18 protein-coding genes are annotated in these 17638 nt (G+C 64.0%); 17 read left to right on the top strand and 1 reads right to left on the bottom strand.

Features of this window, described 5'->3' with window-relative positions; translation table 11 throughout:
- The 9 genes from ltrA to cysM form a co-directional block, all read left to right on the top strand.
- The coding region (gene ltrA / locus AC1DQR_RS38680) for a group II intron reverse transcriptase/maturase (protein WP_477134976.1) at positions 1-1359 on the top strand (1359 nt) is incomplete at its 5' end.
- 167 nt (positions 1360-1526) lie between these two features.
- Complete coding sequence (locus tag AC1DQR_RS38675; protein WP_477134975.1) at positions 1527-1856, top strand: lipopolysaccharide assembly protein LapA domain-containing protein; 330 nt, start codon at positions 1527-1529, stop codon at positions 1854-1856.
- 3 nt (positions 1857-1859) lie between these two features.
- A complete protein-coding gene (gene lapB / locus AC1DQR_RS38670) occupies positions 1860-3089 on the top strand; it encodes a lipopolysaccharide assembly protein LapB (protein WP_477134974.1) in 1230 nt (409 codons plus the stop codon).
- 60 nt (positions 3090-3149) lie between these two features.
- Positions 3150-4523 carry a UDP-glucose dehydrogenase family protein gene (locus tag AC1DQR_RS38665; RefSeq protein WP_416047850.1) on the top strand — a complete coding sequence of 458 codons (1374 nt, stop codon included), beginning with the start codon at positions 3150-3152 and terminating at the stop codon, positions 4521-4523.
- 70 nt (positions 4524-4593) lie between these two features.
- Positions 4594-5541: a D-glycero-beta-D-manno-heptose-7-phosphate kinase gene (gene rfaE1, locus AC1DQR_RS38660; protein ID WP_174423163.1), complete on the top strand. Its 948-nt coding sequence runs from the start codon at positions 4594-4596 to the stop codon at positions 5539-5541.
- 40 nt (positions 5542-5581) lie between these two features.
- A complete protein-coding gene (gene rfaD, locus AC1DQR_RS38655; RefSeq protein ID WP_416047851.1) occupies positions 5582-6577 on the top strand; it encodes an ADP-glyceromanno-heptose 6-epimerase in 996 nt (331 codons plus the stop codon).
- 185 nt (positions 6578-6762) lie between these two features.
- Positions 6763-7146, top strand: coding sequence for a ComEA family DNA-binding protein (locus tag AC1DQR_RS38650; RefSeq protein ID WP_477134973.1), 384 nt, complete (start codon positions 6763-6765; stop codon positions 7144-7146).
- A gap of 277 nt (positions 7147-7423) precedes the next feature.
- Positions 7424-8740 carry a solute carrier family 23 protein gene (locus AC1DQR_RS38645; protein WP_416047853.1) on the top strand — a complete coding sequence of 439 codons (1317 nt, stop codon included), beginning with the start codon at positions 7424-7426 and terminating at the stop codon, positions 8738-8740.
- Positions 8741-8810: 70 nt separating this feature from the next.
- Entirely contained in the window at positions 8811-9713 is a 903-nt protein-coding gene (gene cysM / locus AC1DQR_RS38640) for a cysteine synthase CysM (protein ID WP_477134977.1), read from the top strand.
- Positions 9714-9797: 84 nt separating this feature from the next.
- Here the strand turns inward: cysM and mltB are convergent, their stop codons facing one another.
- Complete coding sequence (mltB, locus tag AC1DQR_RS38635; RefSeq protein ID WP_477134972.1) at positions 9798-10904, bottom strand: lytic murein transglycosylase B; 1107 nt, start codon at positions 10902-10904, stop codon at positions 9798-9800.
- A gap of 118 nt (positions 10905-11022) precedes the next feature.
- Between mltB and AC1DQR_RS38630 the strand changes: the two genes are divergently transcribed.
- The 8 genes from AC1DQR_RS38630 to AC1DQR_RS38595 form a co-directional block, all read left to right on the top strand.
- Positions 11023-11946 (top strand): histone deacetylase family protein, encoded by a 924-nt coding sequence (locus AC1DQR_RS38630; protein ID WP_477134971.1) that lies wholly within the window; start codon positions 11023-11025, stop codon positions 11944-11946.
- An 11-nt stretch (positions 11947-11957) separates the two neighbouring features.
- Positions 11958-12761 carry an enoyl-CoA hydratase gene (locus AC1DQR_RS38625; RefSeq protein ID WP_416047856.1) on the top strand — a complete coding sequence of 268 codons (804 nt, stop codon included), beginning with the start codon at positions 11958-11960 and terminating at the stop codon, positions 12759-12761.
- 170 nt (positions 12762-12931) lie between these two features.
- Complete coding sequence (locus AC1DQR_RS38620) at positions 12932-13966, top strand: methionine ABC transporter ATP-binding protein (protein ID WP_043344503.1); 1035 nt, start codon at positions 12932-12934, stop codon at positions 13964-13966.
- Positions 13956-14609, top strand: a complete 654-nt coding sequence (locus AC1DQR_RS38615) for a methionine ABC transporter permease (RefSeq protein ID WP_043344505.1) — start codon at positions 13956-13958, stop codon at positions 14607-14609. The genes AC1DQR_RS38620 and AC1DQR_RS38615 overlap by 11 nt, the downstream gene beginning before the upstream one ends.
- 68 nt (positions 14610-14677) lie before the next feature.
- Entirely contained in the window at positions 14678-15475 is a 798-nt protein-coding gene (locus tag AC1DQR_RS38610; RefSeq protein WP_477134970.1) for a MetQ/NlpA family ABC transporter substrate-binding protein, read from the top strand.
- A gap of 204 nt (positions 15476-15679) precedes the next feature.
- Positions 15680-16429 carry an electron transfer flavoprotein subunit beta/FixA family protein gene (locus tag AC1DQR_RS38605; RefSeq protein WP_006158397.1) on the top strand — a complete coding sequence of 250 codons (750 nt, stop codon included), beginning with the start codon at positions 15680-15682 and terminating at the stop codon, positions 16427-16429.
- Positions 16430-16448: 19 nt separating this feature from the next.
- Positions 16449-17384 carry an electron transfer flavoprotein subunit alpha/FixB family protein gene (locus AC1DQR_RS38600; protein ID WP_477134969.1) on the top strand — a complete coding sequence of 312 codons (936 nt, stop codon included), beginning with the start codon at positions 16449-16451 and terminating at the stop codon, positions 17382-17384.
- Between the two features lie 105 nt (positions 17385-17489).
- Positions 17490-17638: acyl-CoA dehydrogenase N-terminal domain-containing protein (locus AC1DQR_RS38595; protein WP_477109571.1), on the top strand; the 149-nt coding region annotated here is incomplete at its 3' end.

Below are 17638 nucleotides of genomic sequence, written 5' to 3'. Positions count from 1 at the left end.
ATCCCCAAGTCCAATGGGAAGGAACGCCCTCTGGGTATTCCGACCATGTTGGACCGAGCCATGCAGGCCCTGTATCTGCTGGCGCTGGAACCGGTGTCCGAAGGGACGAGTGATCCGAACTCCTATGGGTTCCGGATCAATCGCTCTACCGCGGATGCCATGTCCCAGCTATTTGTCTCGTTGTCCCAGAAGGCTTCGGCTCAATGGGTACTAGAGGCAGATATCAAGGGGTGCTTTGACCATATCAGTCACGACTGGCTGGAACGCAACGTCCCGATGGACCGCGCAATTCTGCAAAAGTGGCTGAAGGCTGGCGTTGTATTTCAGGGCCAGTTTCAGACGACCGAGGCCGGAACACCACAGGGGGGCATCATTTCCCCGACTCTGGCAAACGTGGCATTGAACGGGTTGGAACGGCAACTGACGGAGTCCTTGCGGACGAAGCTGGGAGTCAACCAAACCAAGAAGCTAAAGGTTAACGTTGTGCGCTATGCGGATGACTTCGTGATCACCGGCAACACGCCGGAGCTTTTGGAACATGAGGTAAAACCGTGGGTGGAGCAGTTCCTAGCAGTACGGGGGCTGACGCTATCGACGGAAAAGACGCGGATCGTCAACATCGCCAACGGCTTTGACTTCCTAGGGTGGAATTTCCGGAAGTACTCGGGAACGCTGCTCATCAAACCGAGCAGGAAGAACGTGCAGACGTTCTATCGCAAGGTGAAGGAAGTCATCAGTGCTAACAAAGCGGGAAAGCAGGCGGATCTAATTGCTCTGCTGAATCCGATGCTAAGGGGCTGGGCGCAGTATCACAGTCCAGTGGTTGCAAAGGCCACGTTCACACGTATGGAGCATGTGGTATTCCAGGCTCTATGGCGATGGGCGACACGGCGACACCGAGGAAAGAACTCTGATTGGGTGCGGAAGAAGTACTTCGCTTCGATCGGGGAACGGAACTGGGTGTTCGGGACCACAGTCACAGACGAGGCTGGTAGTCGCCACTGGATGGAACTGTACTCGCTTGCGAGCACGGTCATTCAGCGGCACACAAAAGTCAAAGGGAGCTACAACCCCTTTGACCCTGAGCAGGAGCAGTACGGTGAGAAGTTGCGGCAAGAGCGCATGCGATCAAGCATGTCGCACCGAAAGCAATGGATCAAGTTGTACCTGTCCCAGCAAGGCTTGTGTGCGGTGTGTCAGTGCAAGATAACCAAAGAGTCCGGGTGGGAAGATCACCATCTCGAACCGCGCATTCTCGGCGGCTCGGACGCTCTGGGAAATCGTGTGCTGTTGCATCCGAATTGTCATATCCGCGTTCACCACCACGGCCAGACCGTTGTGAAACCGGTGTTTAATTAACATTTTGTAGAGGCTTGAGCCGTATGCGGGGAAACTCGCACGTACGGTTCTTAGGGGGGGATGGTGACCAGGAATGGCCTATCCCTACCCTACCACCGAGGGGGCGTCGCCCGCCGACGTCCGCATCACCGGAGTCCGATTCATCCCATCTGCCGCATGAAGCCCGCATGAAACTTGTCGCCTGGATCATCCGCATCGTCCTGTTCGCGCTGCTGTTCGTGCTGGCGCTGCGCAATACCGCCGACGTCTCGCTGCAGCTCTTTTTTGATGCCGTCTGGCGCGCGCCGCTGATCCTGATCTTGCTGGCCGCCTTCGGGCTGGGCATCCTCGCCGCGCTCGCGGCGCTGGCGCCCGTGCTGATGCGTCAGCGCATGGAGGCGGGCCGGCTGCGGCGTGCGCTGGGCGAGGCGCGCAGCCAGTCGGCGGAAAGTGCGCGCGGCCCACAGGCCGCGGCAGGTTCCGGCATTCCTTACAACGTAGTTGGCCCGAAAGTCTGACCCATGATTTTTGAAACCTGGTGGCTGCTGGCGCTGCCGCTCATTTTCGGCCTCGGCTGGATGGCTGCCCGCTTCGATGCGCGCCAGCTGATGAGCGAGCAGGGCGCGCTGCCGCGCTCCTATTTCAAGGGGCTGAATTTCCTGCTCAACGAGCAGCCCGACCAAGCCATCGACGCGTTCATCGAGGTGGTGCGCCTGGACCCCGAGACCACCGAGCTGCACTTTGCGCTTGGCGCTTTGTTCCGCCGGCGTGGTGAAACCGAACGCGCCATCCGCGTGCACCAGAACCTGGCTAGCCGCCAGGATCTTCCCGATGCCGAGCGCGAGCACGCGCTTTATGAGCTGGGCCAGGATTTCCTGCGCGCCGGCCTGCTTGACCGCGCGGAGGAATCGCTGCGCCGGCTGATGTCAGGGCCGTACGCGGCCCCGGCCAAGCATGTGCTTCTGGAGCTTTACGAAGTCGAGAAAGAGTGGAAGAAAGCCATCGACGCGGCACGCGAGCTGCAGCCGCTGGAGCAGAAGGACTACAGTGTGCAGATCGCGCAGTTCTGCTGCGAACTGGCGCAGGACGCGCTGCAGCGCAAGCAGCCCGATGACGCCATCGGCTGGCTGCAGCAGGCTGCCAAGGAAAACCCCGCCAATGTGCGTGCGCCGATGCTGCTGGGCGATGTGGCCATGGCCGCGGGCGACGCGCAAGGCGCGCTTGGCCACTGGCTGGGCATCGAGAAGCAGGACGCGTCTTACCTGCCGCTGGTGGCGGATCGCGTGGTTAAAGCGTACCGCCAGCTCGGCGACGATGGCCGGGCGCTGGAGTGGCTGCGCGGCCTGCTGAAGACGAACCTGGCTGCCGAGTTGCTCGATAGTGCCTATCGCGCCGAGCTGGAGCAGCACGGCGCGCATGCCGCGGCCGTGCTGATGCGCGAGCAATTGCGCCGGCAGCCGTCGTTGCAGGCCCTGACCAAGTATTTTGAGGCGCAGGCCGCCGAGGTCGCGCAAGCCAGCGTGGCTGTCACGGCCGATGCGGCCGATGGCGAGCTGGCGGGCTCCGCCCACGATATCGAACATGAGCAAGAGGTGTCGGCGATTCGCGACCTGCTGCAGCACCGCACGCGTAACCTGGCACGCTATACCTGCCGAGAGTGCGGTTTCCGCGCCCGGTTGTTCTATTGGCAGTGCCCTGGCTGCAACCGCTGGGAAACCTACGCGCCGCGCCGTTCCGAGGCGCTCGGCTGATGCCGATGCCGATGTTGTTGCTTTAGCGTCGCACGCCAATCCCTATCTGGAGTACAAGTTATGAAAGTCACCATTATCGGCAGCGGCTACGTCGGTCTAGTGACCGGGGCCTGCCTGGCTGAGCTGGGCAACGATGTGTTTTGCCTGGACGTCGACGAACGCAAGATCGCGATGCTCAATGCCGGCGGCGTGCCAATCTACGAGCCGGGCTTAAAGGAGCTGATCCAGCGTAATCGCGAGGCTGGCCGGCTGACATTTTCCACCGATGTGGCGGCCAGCGTGGAGCATGCCGACGTGCAGTTCATCGCCGTTGGCACGCCGCCCGACGAGGATGGCTCCGCCGACCTGCAATATGTGCTGGCGGCGGCCCGCAATATCGGCAAGTACATGACCGGCTTCAAGGTGGTGGTGGACAAGTCCACCGTGCCGGTCGGCACCGGCGATCGTGTCGCCGAAGCCATTCGTGAAGAGCTGACCGCCCGTGGCCTCGAGGACCTGCAGTTCTCTGTGGTCTCGAATCCGGAATTCCTGAAGGAAGGCGCCGCGGTGGAGGACTTCATGCGTCCCGACCGTATCGTGCTGGGCTGCAATGCCGACGTGGCAGGCCGGCATGCCAAGGCGATCATGCGCCAGCTCTACGCGCCCTTCAACCGCAATCACGAGCGTACGTTCTATATGGACGTGCGCTCGGCCGAGTTCACCAAGTACGCCGCCAACTCGATGCTGGCCACGCGCATCTCGTTCATGAACGAGCTGGCGAACCTGGCCGATGAGGTTGGTGCCGATATCGAGCTGGTCCGCATGGGCATCGGTTCCGATCCGCGCATCGGCTATAGTTTCCTGTACGCCGGTGCCGGCTACGGCGGCTCGTGCTTCCCCAAGGATGTGCAGGCGCTGATGCGTACCGCCAGCGCGCATGGCAAGCCCATGCGCGTGCTGGAAGCGGTGGAAGCGGTCAACGACGCGCAAAAGCAGGTGCTGGCCGACAAGGTCGTGCGCCGCTTTGGCGAGGATCTCACTGGCCGTACCTTTGCGATCTGGGGCCTGGCCTTCAAGCCCAATACCGACGACATGCGCGAAGCGCCGTCGCGGGTGCTGGCGCAAGCGCTGGTGTCGCGCGGTGCCTCGCTGCGCGTGCATGATCCGATCTCGATGGCCGAGGCCAAGCATGCGCTGGCGCTCGATCTCGCACACATCGACGGTGGCTTTGCACGCGTGCATTTCAGCGACGCGCAGATGGACACGCTCGACGGCGCTGATGCCCTGGTCATCGTCACAGAATGGAAGGTGTTCCGCAGCCCGGATTTCAACCAGATCAAGCGCCGCCTGAAGGCACCCGTCATCTTCGACGGACGCAATCTGTACGAGCCCGAAGCCATGCAGGAAGCGGGCATCGAATATCATGCGATCGGGCGGCCGACCACGACGCGCTGAAACGCAACCCAACGGGAACGACAAGCCAACGCCCCGGCTGACGGACCGGGCTGTGTTGCCAAGGATGTCCATGAGCAAGAACCATATTCCGCAGCAACAGATCAATCAATCGCGCATCCTGGTGGCGGGCGACATGATGCTCGACCGCTATTGGTTCGGCGATGTCGAGCGCATCTCCCCGGAAGCCCCGGTGCCGGTGGTGCAGATCAAGCGCAGCGACGAACGCCTTGGCGGCGCTGCCAACGTGGCGCGCAATGCCGCCGCGCTGGGCGCCCAGGTGGGCATGCTGGGCGTGGTCGGCGATGACGAGCCCGGCCGTACGCTGGAGGCGCTGCTCAGCGCCAGCCACGTGCAGCCCTACCTGCATCGCGACCCCAGCGTCAACACCACCATCAAGCTGCGCGTGGTGGCGCACCAGCAGCAGTTGCTGCGCGTGGACTTCGAGAATGCACCGGGACATGAAGTGCTGGCTGCGGTGCAGGATCGTTTCCTGGCCCTGGTCAAAGAGTACAAGGTCCTGGTGCTCTCCGACTACGGCAAGGGCGGCCTGGCCCACGTGGGCCGCATGGTCGAGGCGGGCCGCGCCGCGGGCTGCCTGGTGCTGGTCGATCCCAAGGGCGATGATTACTCACGCTATCGCGGCGCGACGCTGATCACCCCCAACCGTGCCGAAATGCGGCACGTGGTGGGCGCCTGGAAGACCGAGTCCGATCTCACCATCCGGGCCCAGAACCTGCGGCGCGAGCTGCATCTTGAAGCGCTGCTGCTGACGCGCTCGGAAGAGGGCATGACGCTCTATACCGAAGCCGAGGTGCTGCACGTGTCGGCGCAGGCGCGCGAAGTCTACGACGTGTCCGGTGCCGGCGACACCGTGATCGCCACGCTGGCGACCATGCTGGGCGCGGGCGTGCCGCTTAAGGAGGCCGTACAGCACGCCAACCGCGCTGGCAGCATCGTGGTGGGTAAGCTGGGCACCGCGGTCGTCACCTATCCTGAATTGTTCGGCACGCCGGCGTAATGGCCGCGCTGCCTCCTGGCTCTTTTGAGCCCACACGACCATGACCATCATCGTAACCGGCGCTGCCGGCTTTATCGGCAGCAACCTCGTCAAGGGCCTGAACGAGCGCGGCGAAGACAATGTCGTCGCCGTCGACAACCTGACGCGCGCCGACAAGTTCCACAACCTCGTCGACTGCGAGATCCGCGACTACCTTGACAAGAGCGAGTTTCTCGAGCGCTTCAAGCGCGGTGAGTTCGGCAAGGTACGCGCGGTGTTCCATGAGGGAGCTTGCTCCGACACCATGGAGACCGACGGCCGCTACATGATGGAGAACAATTTCCGCTACACCCAGGCGTTGATGGATGCCTGCCTGGAGCAGGGCACGCAGTTCCTCTACGCCTCTTCGGCAGCCACCTATGGCGCCTCGCAGGTGTTCAAGGAAGAGCGCCAATACGAGAAGCCGCTGAACGTCTACGGCTACTCGAAGTTCCTGTTCGACCAGGTGGTGCGGCGCACGCTGCCGTCCGCGTTGTCGCAGATCGTGGGCTTTCGCTACTTCAACGTGTATGGCCCGCGCGAAGCGCACAAGGGCCGCATGGCCTCGGTGGCGTTCCACAATTTCAACCAGTTCCGCGCCGATGGCACGGTGAAGCTGTTTGGCGAGTATGGCGGCTATGTGCCGGGTGGCCACACCCGCGACTTCGTCTCGGTGGAGGACGTGGTGAAGGTCAACCTGTTCTTCCTGGAGCATCCGGACAAGTCGGGCATCTTCAACCTGGGCACCGGCCGCGCGCAACCGTTCAACGACATTGCCGCGACCGTGGTCAACACGCTGCGCGAGGCCGATGGCCGACCCCAGCTGACGCTCGACGAGATGGTGCAGGAGGGACTGGTGGAATACATCAAGTTCCCCGACGCGCTGCGCGGCAAGTACCAGTGCTACACCCAGTCCGATGTCTCGCGCCTGCGTGGCGCTGGGTACAAGGATGCGTTCTACACTGTGGAAGAAGGCGTGTCGCGCTACTGCCGCTGGCTGCTGCAGGACAAGGGCTGAAGTCGCAAAGACACCCGCGTAAGGGCGCCTTTTGTGCGCCTTGCGCGCGCTGTGGAGACACCTTGGTAGCGTTGAGGTGAACTTTTGTTGCGAGGTGCGCCAAGCCGGTTGCGCGCTCCTATCCTGCGTGTTGCTTCGTCCAGCCAGGGCGAAGCGACCTTCATCAATGGATAGGAGAAACTCCCATGTTCAAGCCAACTTTGACGCGCGCGTCCAGGCAGGTCCTGCTGGCCGCCGCCGTCTGGTTCTCGCTATCGGGTGCCGCGATTGCGGCGGTCGATGTGAATACCGCCGATGAGGCTGCGCTGGTGTCGCTCAAGGGCATCGGGCCGGCCACGGCCAGCACCATTGTCAGCGAACGCGGCCGGGGTGGTCCCTTCAAGGATGCCGCGGATCTCGCCGATCGGGTCAAGGGCCTGGGGCAGAAATCTGTCGTGCGCCTGCAGGAGGCCGGCATGACCATCGGCGCCGGCGGCGCTGCGGCGCCGAAGGCCACGGTGGCGGCGGCCCCGGCCCCGGCCAAGAAGGACGCCAAGACGGAGAAGCCGCCGGCCAAGGCCGTTCGCTAAGGTTGCCGCGGGCGTGCGGCGCGGCGCCCGCATCCAAGCTATCCGATCGTCGAAGCCCCGGCCGAGTCCGGGGCTTTTTGCTGCTCGTGCACCAGCACGAGGATCCGGCGCTGGTATGGCTCGTGCTAGTGCCGTGTGGCTTATCACGAATGCGGCCGCGCGGTATCATGCGGACGCTGTTGCGGCCCGAGCCGGCTGCGTGGCCAACAAAATCCAAGATCGCGCCGGACCTGCCCGCACACGGGGCGGCCAGGCCAATAAAAAAGGGAGCTGGAGAATGGGAAATAACGAGGACGCGGGGTTCCTGCCCAAGTGGCGGCTAAAGACGCACGGCGTGATTGCGCCTGATGAGCGCCTGCCCGCCGGCCAGACACTGCTGGCAGGTATCCAGCATGTGGTAGCGATGTTCGGCTCAACCGCGATCGCGCCGATCCTGATGGGCTTCAATCCCAATATCGCCATCCTGTTTTCCGGCATCGGCACGCTGATTTTCTTCCTGTGCGTGCGCGGCAGGGTGCCGAGCTACCTGGGCTCCAGCTTTGCCTTCATCGCGGTGGTGATCGCGGCGACCGGCTACGCCGGCAGCGGCCCCAACCCGAATATCCCGGTGGCGCTTGGCGGCATCATCGCCGCGGGCGTGTTGTACCTGCTGATCGGGCTGGTGGTGCAGGCGGTGGGGTATCGCTGGGTGGAGCGGCTGATGCCGCCGGTGGTCACGGGTGCCATCGTCGCGGCCATCGGGCTGAACCTCGCGCCGGTGGCGGTCAAGGCCGTGAGCGGCGCGCCGTTGGATACCTGGGTGGGCCTGGCGACCGTGCTGGCCGTGGGCGTGGTGGCGGTGCATGCGCCGGGCATGCTGCGTCGGCTGCCGGTACTGGTGGGCGGGCTGTTCGGCTACGTGCTGTACTACGTTTGCACCAACGGGCTGGGCATGGGCAAAGGCATCGACTTCTCCGGCGTGGCCGCCGCGGCCTGGTTCGGGCTGCCGGTCTTCTCCACGCCAGTGTTCCAGGCCAGCGCCATGCTGCTGATCGCGCCGGTGGCCATCGTGCTGGTGGCGGAAAACTTGGGGCACATCAAGGCCATCAGCGTGATGACCGGCCGCAATCTCGATCCCTATATCGGCCGCGCCTTCATCGGCGACGGCATTGCCACCATCATTTCCGCCGGCGGCGGCGGCACGGGCGTGACCACTTATGCCGAAAACATGGGCGTGATGGCGGTGACCAAGATCTACTCCACGCTGATCTTCGTGGTGGCGGCGGTGGTGGCGCTGGTGCTGGGCTTTTCGCCCAAGTTCGGTGCGCTGATCCTGACCATCCCGGGTCCCGTGATCGGTGGCCTGACCATCGTGGTGTTCGGCCTGATCGCCGCCACTGCCGGGCGTATCTGGGTGCAGAACAAGGTCGATTTCTCCAGTTCGCGCAACCTGATCACGGTCGGCGCCACGCTGACCGTGGCGGCTGGCGACCTGACGCTGAAGCTGGGCGGCATGACGCTGGGCGGCATCGGTACCGCCACTTTTGGGGCGATTCTGCTGTACCACCTGCTCGGCAGCCGCAAGGCCGAAGCCGAAATCGAGGCCGAAGCCTGACACGCCACGTCGGCAACGCAGGCTTTGCGACTGGATTACAATGTCCGCCGATATTGGAATCCCGCTCACCATGGCCTACAAGACGATTGAAGACACCATCGGCAATACGCCGCTGGTGCAACTGCAGCGCATCCCCGGCGCCGCCGGCACCCCGCGCGGCAACGTAATCCTCGGCAAGCTCGAGGGCAACAACCCGGCGGGCTCGGTCAAGGACCGGCCGGCGGTCTCGATGATTGCCCGCGCCGAGTCGCGCGGGCGCATCAAGCCGGGCGATACGCTGATCGAGGCTACTTCGGGCAATACCGGCATCGCGCTGGCCATGGCAGCCGCCATCCGCGGCTACAAGATGGTGCTGATCATGCCGGAAGACCTGAGCATGGAGCGCCGCCAGAGCATGGCTGCCTACGGCGCGGAGATCATCCTGACACCGGTCAAGGGCGGCATGGAATACGCGCGTGACCTCGCGGACTCCATGGAGCGCGACGGCCGCGGCGTGATCCTGGACCAGTTCGCCAACCCGGACAATCCGCTGGCGCACTACGAGACCACCGGCCCGGAGATCTGGCGCGACACCGAAGGGCGCATTACTCACTTCGTCTCTGCCATGGGCACCACGGGCACCATCACCGGTGTCTCGCGCTACCTGAAGGAACAGAACGCAGGGATTCAGATCGTGGGTGCGCAGCCGGCCGAAGGCTCGCGTATTCCCGGCATCCGCAAGTGGCCCGAGGCGTACATGCCGAAGATCTACGATCCGAAGTTCATTGACCGTACCGAGCCTGTCAGCCAGGGCGATGCCGAGCACATGGCACGTCGCATGGCGCGCGAGGAAGGGATCTTCTGCGGCATCTCGGCTGCCGGTGCGCTGTGCGTCGCGCTGCGTATCGCCGAGGAAGCGGAGAATGCCACCATCGTGTTCGTGGTGTGCGATCGTGGTGATCGCTACCTTTCGACCGGGGTGTTCCCGGCCTGATGCTGCCTTGCACCGCGCATTGAAAAAGCCCCCGCGAGTTCAGTCTTGCGGGGGCTTTTTGCTTATCGCGCAGCGGATACCAGCTCAGCCCATCGCCGCCTTGACTGCCTCGCCCAGCTGGTACACGGCCAGCGCGTAGAAGAAGCTGCGGTTGTAGCGCGTCAGCACATAGAAGTTGCGCAGGCCGAGCATGTAGTCGGTGGTTTCGCCGGGCGTGGGCAGGTCCACCACCAGCACGCCGGTTTCGCCTTCGCGTGTCGGGTCGATCGGCTCGTCCACGCGCAGGCCGGTCTTGAGCAACTGGTTGAGCGTGCGGGTGGGCCATGGCTCGCCATCCGCGGCTGCGGCGGCGATGCCGCGGCTGCCCTCGTCGGCGGCGATGCGCCAGACCACCGGGCGGCCCGGTTCCCAGCCGTGCAGCTGCAGGAAACGCGCCACGCTGCCGATCGCGTCGGTGGCGCTGCTGCGCAGGTCGATGCGGCCGTCGCCGTCATAGTCGATGGCGTATTCGCGCAGGCTTGTGGGCATGAACTGCGGAATGCCCACGGCACCCGCGAAGGAGCCCAGCACCGAGAACACATCGGTGTTGGTGTCGCGGCACCAGAGCAGGTAGTCGGTCAGCTGGTTGCGGAACAGCGTGGTGCGCGCTTCGCGGTTGGGCACGTCCGGATAATCGAAGGCCAGCGTGGAAAGCGAGTCGATCACGCGGAAGGTACCCATGTCGCGGCCATAGATGGTCTCGACACCGATGATGCCGACGATCACCGAGGCCGGCACGCCGAACTCGGCTTCCGCGCGGCGCAGTGTTTCGCGATTTTGCTGCCAGAAGCGCACGCCCGCGTTGATGCGGATCGGCTCGATAAAGCGCGAGCGGTAGGTGCGCCAGCTTTTGCGTCCCGGCGTGGCGGGCGGCATGATCAGGCGCACCACCGTGGATGAATACACGGCCTGGCCGAACCAGCCTTCCAGCGTCTGGCGGGCAAAGCCGTGGCGCGCCACCATTTCGTCGATGAAGGCGCGGCTCTTGGGATTGTCACGGTAGCGGCCCGGCTCGATTTCTTCTTCGCGCATGCTCACGCGGCGCTTGCCGGCTGCAAGCAGGGCGGGGGAGACGCCGCACAAGCTCAATGCGGCAGCGGAAAGTGCGGCGCCCAGAAGCGGGCGGCGCAGGGAGCGCTGGGAGTCGGTCATGGTGTCCTTTGCAAGTCGCTGCGAGTATAGCGGATGGTGCACGCGCGGCACCTCGCTGGGTGGCTGGCGCGGCATGTGCTAACGTAACGAATGGAGACCACGATTAAAGCAATAAGACATGCCCACAGGCTATTACACGCATCCCGAGTTCCTGCTGCATGAGATGGGGCCATTCCATCCGGAGTGCCCTGAGCGCCTGCAGGCCATTGAGGATCACCTGATCTCGCACGGCATGGATGGCCTGCTTGACCGGCGCGAGGCGAGCGCCGCCACCGCCGAGCAGATCGGGCGCGTGCATTTTCCGCAGTACATCGCCTCGCTGGCCGCGGCCAGCCCGGCCAGCGGCTACCACCCGATCGATCCCGATACCCTGATGAACCCGCACACGCTCGCCGCCGCCACCCATGCGGCAGGCGCCGCGGTGGCCGCCACCGATGCGGTGATGGCGGGTGAGATCGAGAATGCGTTCTGCTGCGTGCGCCCGCCGGGCCACCATGCCGAGCCGGACCGGGCCATGGGTTTCTGCTTCTACAACAATGTGGCGATCGCCGCGCGTCATGCGCTCGCCGCGCACGGGTTGGAGCGCGTGGCCATCGTCGATTTCGATGTGCATCACGGCAATGGCACCGAAGCCGCATTCCGTGGCGATGCCCAGGTGCTGATGTGCAGCTTCTTCCAGCATCCGTTTTATCCCTACAGCGGCACCGAGCACATTGCCACCAATATGTCGAACATCCCGCTGCCGGCCTATACCAACGGCCTGGCGGTGCGCGAAGTGGTTGAGACGATCTGGCTGCCGCGCCTGAACGAGTTCAAGCCGCAGATGTTGTTTATCTCGGCTGGCTTCGACGCCCATCGAGAGGATGACCTTGGGCAGATGGGGCTGGTCGAGCAGGACTATGCGTGGATCACCGCCCAACTGGTCGACGTCGCCCGCGCCCATGCAAAGGGGCGCATCGTCAGTTGCCTGGAAGGCGGCTATAACCTGAGCGCGCTGAGCCGTAGCGTGTGTGCGCACCTCAAGGTGCTGCTCGAACGATAGGAGGCCCTGGCATGGCTGAAACCGATAACCGCGCCGTGACCCCGCTGGTGAGCGAAAGCCTCGACGCCCCGGGCGTGCTGCGCCTGACGATGAACCGCCCGGAGGCGTTCAACGCGCTGTCAGAGGACCTGCTGGATGCGCTGTCCGCGGCGTTTGCCCGCGCCGGCGCCGATGCCTCGGTCCGCGTCGTGGTGCTGGCCGCCGCCGGCCGCGCGTTCTGCGCGGGACATGATCTGCGCGAAATGCGCGCCAGCCCGTCGCACGACTACTACCGCCGCCTGTTCGACCGCTGCACCCGCATGATGATGGCGATGCAGAAGATGCCGCAGCCGGTGATCGCGCGCGTGCAGGGTATTGCCACGGCGGCCGGCTGCCAGCTGGTGGCGATGTGCGACCTGGCGGTGGCCGCCGATGTGGCTCGCTTTGCGGTATCGGGCGTCAACCTTGGCCTGTTCTGCGCCACGCCAGGCGTGGCGCTGTCGCGTAACCTGTCGCGCAAGCACGCCATGGAGATGCTGCTGACCGGCGACATGATCGACGCGCTGCAAGCCCGCGACTGCGGGCTGGTCAACCGCGTGGTGCCCGCCGATGCTCTCGATGCCGAGGTTGCACGCCTGGCGGCCAGCATCTGCGCCAAGCCGGCCGCCGCCGTAGCCGCCGGCAAGGGCCTGTTCTACCGCCAGCTGGAGATGGGCATCGAAGCGGCCTACCAGCTTGCCGGGCAGACCATGGCCTGCAATATGATGGATCCGACGGCGCTGGAAGGTGTTCAGGCTTTCCTCGACAAGCGCCCGCCCTCGTGGGGTGTCTTGTAAATCTCTTTTCTGTGGTTTTTGTTGGGCTATATGCCCTCAACGCATAAAGACATCGGCAAAAAGTCGTTTCTGGTATGAAGCGGATCGCTTAAAATGCGCGCTTCGCCCAAAAAAATAAAATGCGGCAACAGTGCTAGAGACAAACTCGCCTGTTGCCGTTTTCTTTTCACATGATCGAACTGCAAGGTCTTTCGCAGCGCTTCCCCGGCGGGTCGGGTGAGGTGCATGCGCTGCGGGACGTCAACCTGTCGATTGCGGCAGGTGAGGTCTTCGGCATCATCGGCCGCAGCGGCGCTGGCAAGAGCACGCTGGTGCGCGCCATCAACCTGCTTAACCGCCCCAGCGCCGGACGCGTCTTCGTCGCCGGCCAGGAACTGACCGCGCTCGATAGCGGCGCGTTGCGCCGGGCACGCCGCGACATCGGCATGATCTTCCAGCATTTCAACCTGCTGTCGTCGCGCACCGTTTATGACAACGTGGCGCTGCCGCTGGAGCTGGCTGGCAAATCCCGCAGCGAGATCTCCGACACGGTGCTGCCGCTGCTGGAGCTGGTTGGCCTGACGGCGCTCAAGGATCGCTATCCCGCCCAGATCAGCGGCGGGCAGAAGCAGCGTGTGGGGATTGCACGTGCATTGGCCAGCAAGCCCAAGGTGCTGCTGTCGGACGAGGCCACGTCCGCCCTCGATCCGGAGACCACGCGCTCCATCCTGGAACTGCTCAAGCAGATCAATCGCGAGCTGGGCCTGACCATCGTCATGATCACGCACCAGATGGAAGTGATCAAGCAGGTCTGCGACCGCGTGGCCGTGCTTGAAGCTGGCCAGGTGGTGGAAACCGGCCGGGTGATCGACGTTTTCCTGCGTCCGCAGCATGCGGTCACGCGCGCCATGATCGGCGACGTGATCGCGCAGGAACTGCCGCAAAGCGTGCTCAAGCGCGTGGAGAGCCGCCTCGGCAACGGGCGCGACCATGTCTATCGCCTGGCCTTCACCGGCGCGGGCGTGGACCAGCCGGTGCTGGCCCAGGCGATTCGCCGCTACGGGCTGGACTTCAACATCCTGCACGGGCATATCGACGAGATCCAGGGCCAGGCCTTCGGCTCGCTGGCCATTATGGCCACCGGCGACCTGGCCGACGTGAAGGCGGCAATGGAGTATCTGCAACAAGAAGGCGTGGTAGTGGAGGAGATCGAGCATGTGGTCTGAAATGTTTGACCTGTTCCTGACCTCGTTCAACGAGACGCTGCTGATGGTGAGCATCTCGGGTGTGGTCGGCGCGCTGTTTGGCGTGCCGCTGGGCGTGCTGCTGCACCTGACCAACCGCGGCGGCGTGCTGTCGCACCCGCTGTTCAACCGCACCATCGGCGTGGTGGTCAACGCCGTGCGCTCGATCCCCTTCATCATCCTGCTGGTGGTGGTGATTCCGTTCACGCGCTTTATCGTGGGCTCGTCGATCGGCACGACCGCGGCCGTGGTGCCGCTGACCATCGCCGCGATTCCGTTTATCGCACGGCTGGTGGAAAGCGCGCTGCGCGAAGTCGACAAAGGCCTGGTAGAGGCCGCCCAGTCGATGGGCGCGAGCACCGGCCAGATCGTGATGAAGGTGCTGCTGCCCGAGGCCATGCCTGGCATCGTGGCCGGCCTGACCATCACCTTTGTCAGCCTGGTGGGCTACTCGGCCATGGCCGGCGCCATCGGCGGCGGCGGCCTGGGTGACCTCGGCATCCGCTACGGCTACCAGCGCTACATCACCGAGGTGATGGTGGCGGTGGTGCTGATCCTGATCGTCTTCGTACAAGCGGTGCAAAGCTTCGGCGACTGGCTGGTGCGGCGCATCAGCCACAAGTAACAAGTCAGCCCGGCGATCCGCCTGGCTATCTGCAAAGACATAGAGCCATCGAGAAAAAGGAAGTCAACATGCAACGTCGTAACTTGCTGCAATGGATTGTCGGCGCCGCCCTGGGCGCCACCCTGGCCACTGGCGCCTTGGCGCAGGAAAAGCCGATCAAGATCGGCGTCACCGGCGGCCCGCACGCCCAGATCATGGAGCAGGTGAAGAAGGTCGCGGCCAAGGACGGCCTGAATATCCAGCTGGTGGAGTTCAGTGACTATGTCCAGCCGAACGCCGCGCTGGCCGCTGGCGACCTGGACGCCAACAGCTACCAGCACCTGCCGTACCTGGAAGCGCAGATCAAGGACCGTGGCTACAAGTTCACCCACATCGCCTTCACCGTGACCTTCCCGATGGGCGTGTACTCCAAGAAGATCAAGTCGCTCGACCAGCTCAAGGACGGCGCGCGCGTTGGTGTGCCGAACGACCCCACCAATGGCGGCCGTGGCTTGCTGTTGCTGCAAAGCAAGGGCCTGATCAAGCTGCGCCCGGATGCTGGCCTGAAGGCCACGCCGCTGGACATCGTCTCCAACCCGAAGAAGATCCGAATCGTCGAGCTGGACGCCGCGCAGCTGCCGCGTTCGCTGGATGACCTCGACGCCGCCGCCATCAATGGTAACTACGCGGAATCGGCTGGCCTGTCGCCCACCAAGGACGCGATTGCCATGGAAGGCCCCAAGGGTCCCTACGCCAACCTGATCGCCATCCGCGAAGCCGACAAGAACAAGCCCTGGGTAGCCAAGCTGGTCAAGGCCTATCATTCGCCGGAGATCAAGCAGTACGTCCAGAGCACCTTCAAGGATTCGGTGATTACCGCCTGGTAAGTTTGAAAAAACCCTCAATAACCGTGTGCCGCAGGGCATCCTGCGGCACAATACGGCGAGGTTTTCACATTGCCGGGCTATGCCCGGCAATTCTTTATCGATAAAATAGTACGACCGTTCGAAAAATAAGAGTGCCACCCACCCGGTGGTTATAATGGCGGGCGAACCAAATTTCTGACTATCGACTATCAGTGGAGTGAGCGCATGAAAGTACTCGTCGCAGTCAAGCGCGTGGTGGATTACAACGTCAAGGTCCGGGTGAAGTCGGACGGCACGGGTGTGGATCTGGCTAACGTCAAGATGAGCATGAACCCGTTTGACGAAATCGCCGTGGAAGAAGCGGTGCGCCTGCGGGAAGCCGGGGTGGTCACCGAAGTGATCGCCGTGTCCTGCGGCGTGACCCAGTGCCAGGAAACCCTGCGTACGGCGATGGCCATCGGTGCCGACCGCGGCATTCTGGTGGAATCGAACGAAGACCTGCAGCCGCTGGCCGTGGCCAAGCTGCTCAAGGCCCTGGTCGACAAGGAACAGCCGCAACTGGTGATCCTGGGCAAGCAGGCCATCGACGACGACTCCAACCAGACCGGCCAGATGCTGGCTGCGCTGGCGGGCCTGCCGCAGGCTACCTTCGCCTCGAAGGTGGTGGTGGCCGATGGCCGCGCGTCGGTGACGCGTGAAGTGGATGGCGGTCTGGAGACCCTGTCGCTCAAGCTGCCGGCGGTGGTGACCACGGACCTGCGCCTGAACGAGCCGCGTTATGTCACGCTGCCGAACATCATGAAGGCCAAAAAGAAGCCGCTCGACATCGTCAAGCCGGAAGATCTCGGCGTGGACGTGGCGCCGCGTCTGAAGACCGTCAAGGTCGTTGAGCCGCCCAAGCGTAGCGCGGGTGTGATGGTGCCGGACGTTGCGACGCTGGTGCAAAAGCTGAAGAACGAAGCCAAGGTCATCTGAGCGCGCCAGGAGATAAAACATGACTGCACTCGTTATTGCTGAACACGACAACCAATCCATCAAGGCCGCCACGCTGAATACCGTGACGGCAGCCGCCCAGTGCGGCGGCGATGTCCACGTGCTGGTGGCCGGCGCCAACGCCGCCGCCGCCGCTGCCGCTGCCGCGAAGATTGCCGGCGTGTCCAAGGTGCTGCTGGCCGACGCGCCGCAGTTCGCCGACGGCCTGGCCGAAAACGTGGCCGAGCAAGTGCTGGCCATCGCCAGCGACTACAGCCACATCCTGGCGCCAGCATCGGCCTACGGCAAGAACATCCTGCCGCGCGTCGCGGCCAAGCTGGACGTAGCCCAGCTGTCGGACATCACCAAGGTCGACAGCCCGGACACGTTCGAGCGCCCGATCTACGCCGGCAACGCGATCTCGATCGTTCAGTCGTCGGACAAGGTCAAGGTCATCACCGTGCGCGGTACCGGCTTTGACGCTGCCGCAGCCGAAGGTGGCTCGGCCGCCGTGGAAAGCCTGCCCGCCGTGGCCGACGCTGGCATCTCGCAATTCGTTTCGCGCGAAGTCACCAAGAGCGACCGCCCCGAGCTGACCGCCGCCAAGATCATCGTGTCCGGTGGCCGTGGCGTGGGTTCCGGCGAGAACTACACCAAGGTGCTGACGCCGCTGGCCGACAAGCTGAACGCCGCGATGGGCGCGTCCCGCGCTGCTGTCGACGCCGGCTTCGTGCCCAACGATTACCAGGTCGGCCAGACCGGCAAGATCGTTGCGCCGCAGCTGTACATCGCCGTCGGCATCTCCGGCGCGATCCAGCATCTGGCCGGCATGAAGGACTCCAAGGTGATCGTGGCGATCAACAAGGATGCCGAAGCCCCGATCTTCTCGGTGGCCGACTACGGCCTGGTTGGCGATCTGAACACCGTCGTGCCCGAGCTGGTGGCGGCGCTGGGCTGATCCCCACCGCCCGGCACGGCGTTTGAGGCGCCGGGCTTGATCAGTAAGTACTAGCCGTTCCGGGCCCGCCCGAGAACGGCTTTTTTATACATACCGGAGACATCGATGACCTACCGTGCCCCGCTCAAGGACATGTTGTTCGTGATGAACGAACTGGCTGATCTTGAYGCAGTCAGCAAGCTGCCTGGCTTCGAGGACGCCACGCCGGAGACGGCGCAGGCGGTGCTCGACGAGGCAGCCAAATTCAACGAACA

The organism is Cupriavidus sp. 05L411, assembly GCF_056398045.1.
This window is presented reverse-complemented; position numbering and strand designations above follow the sequence as displayed.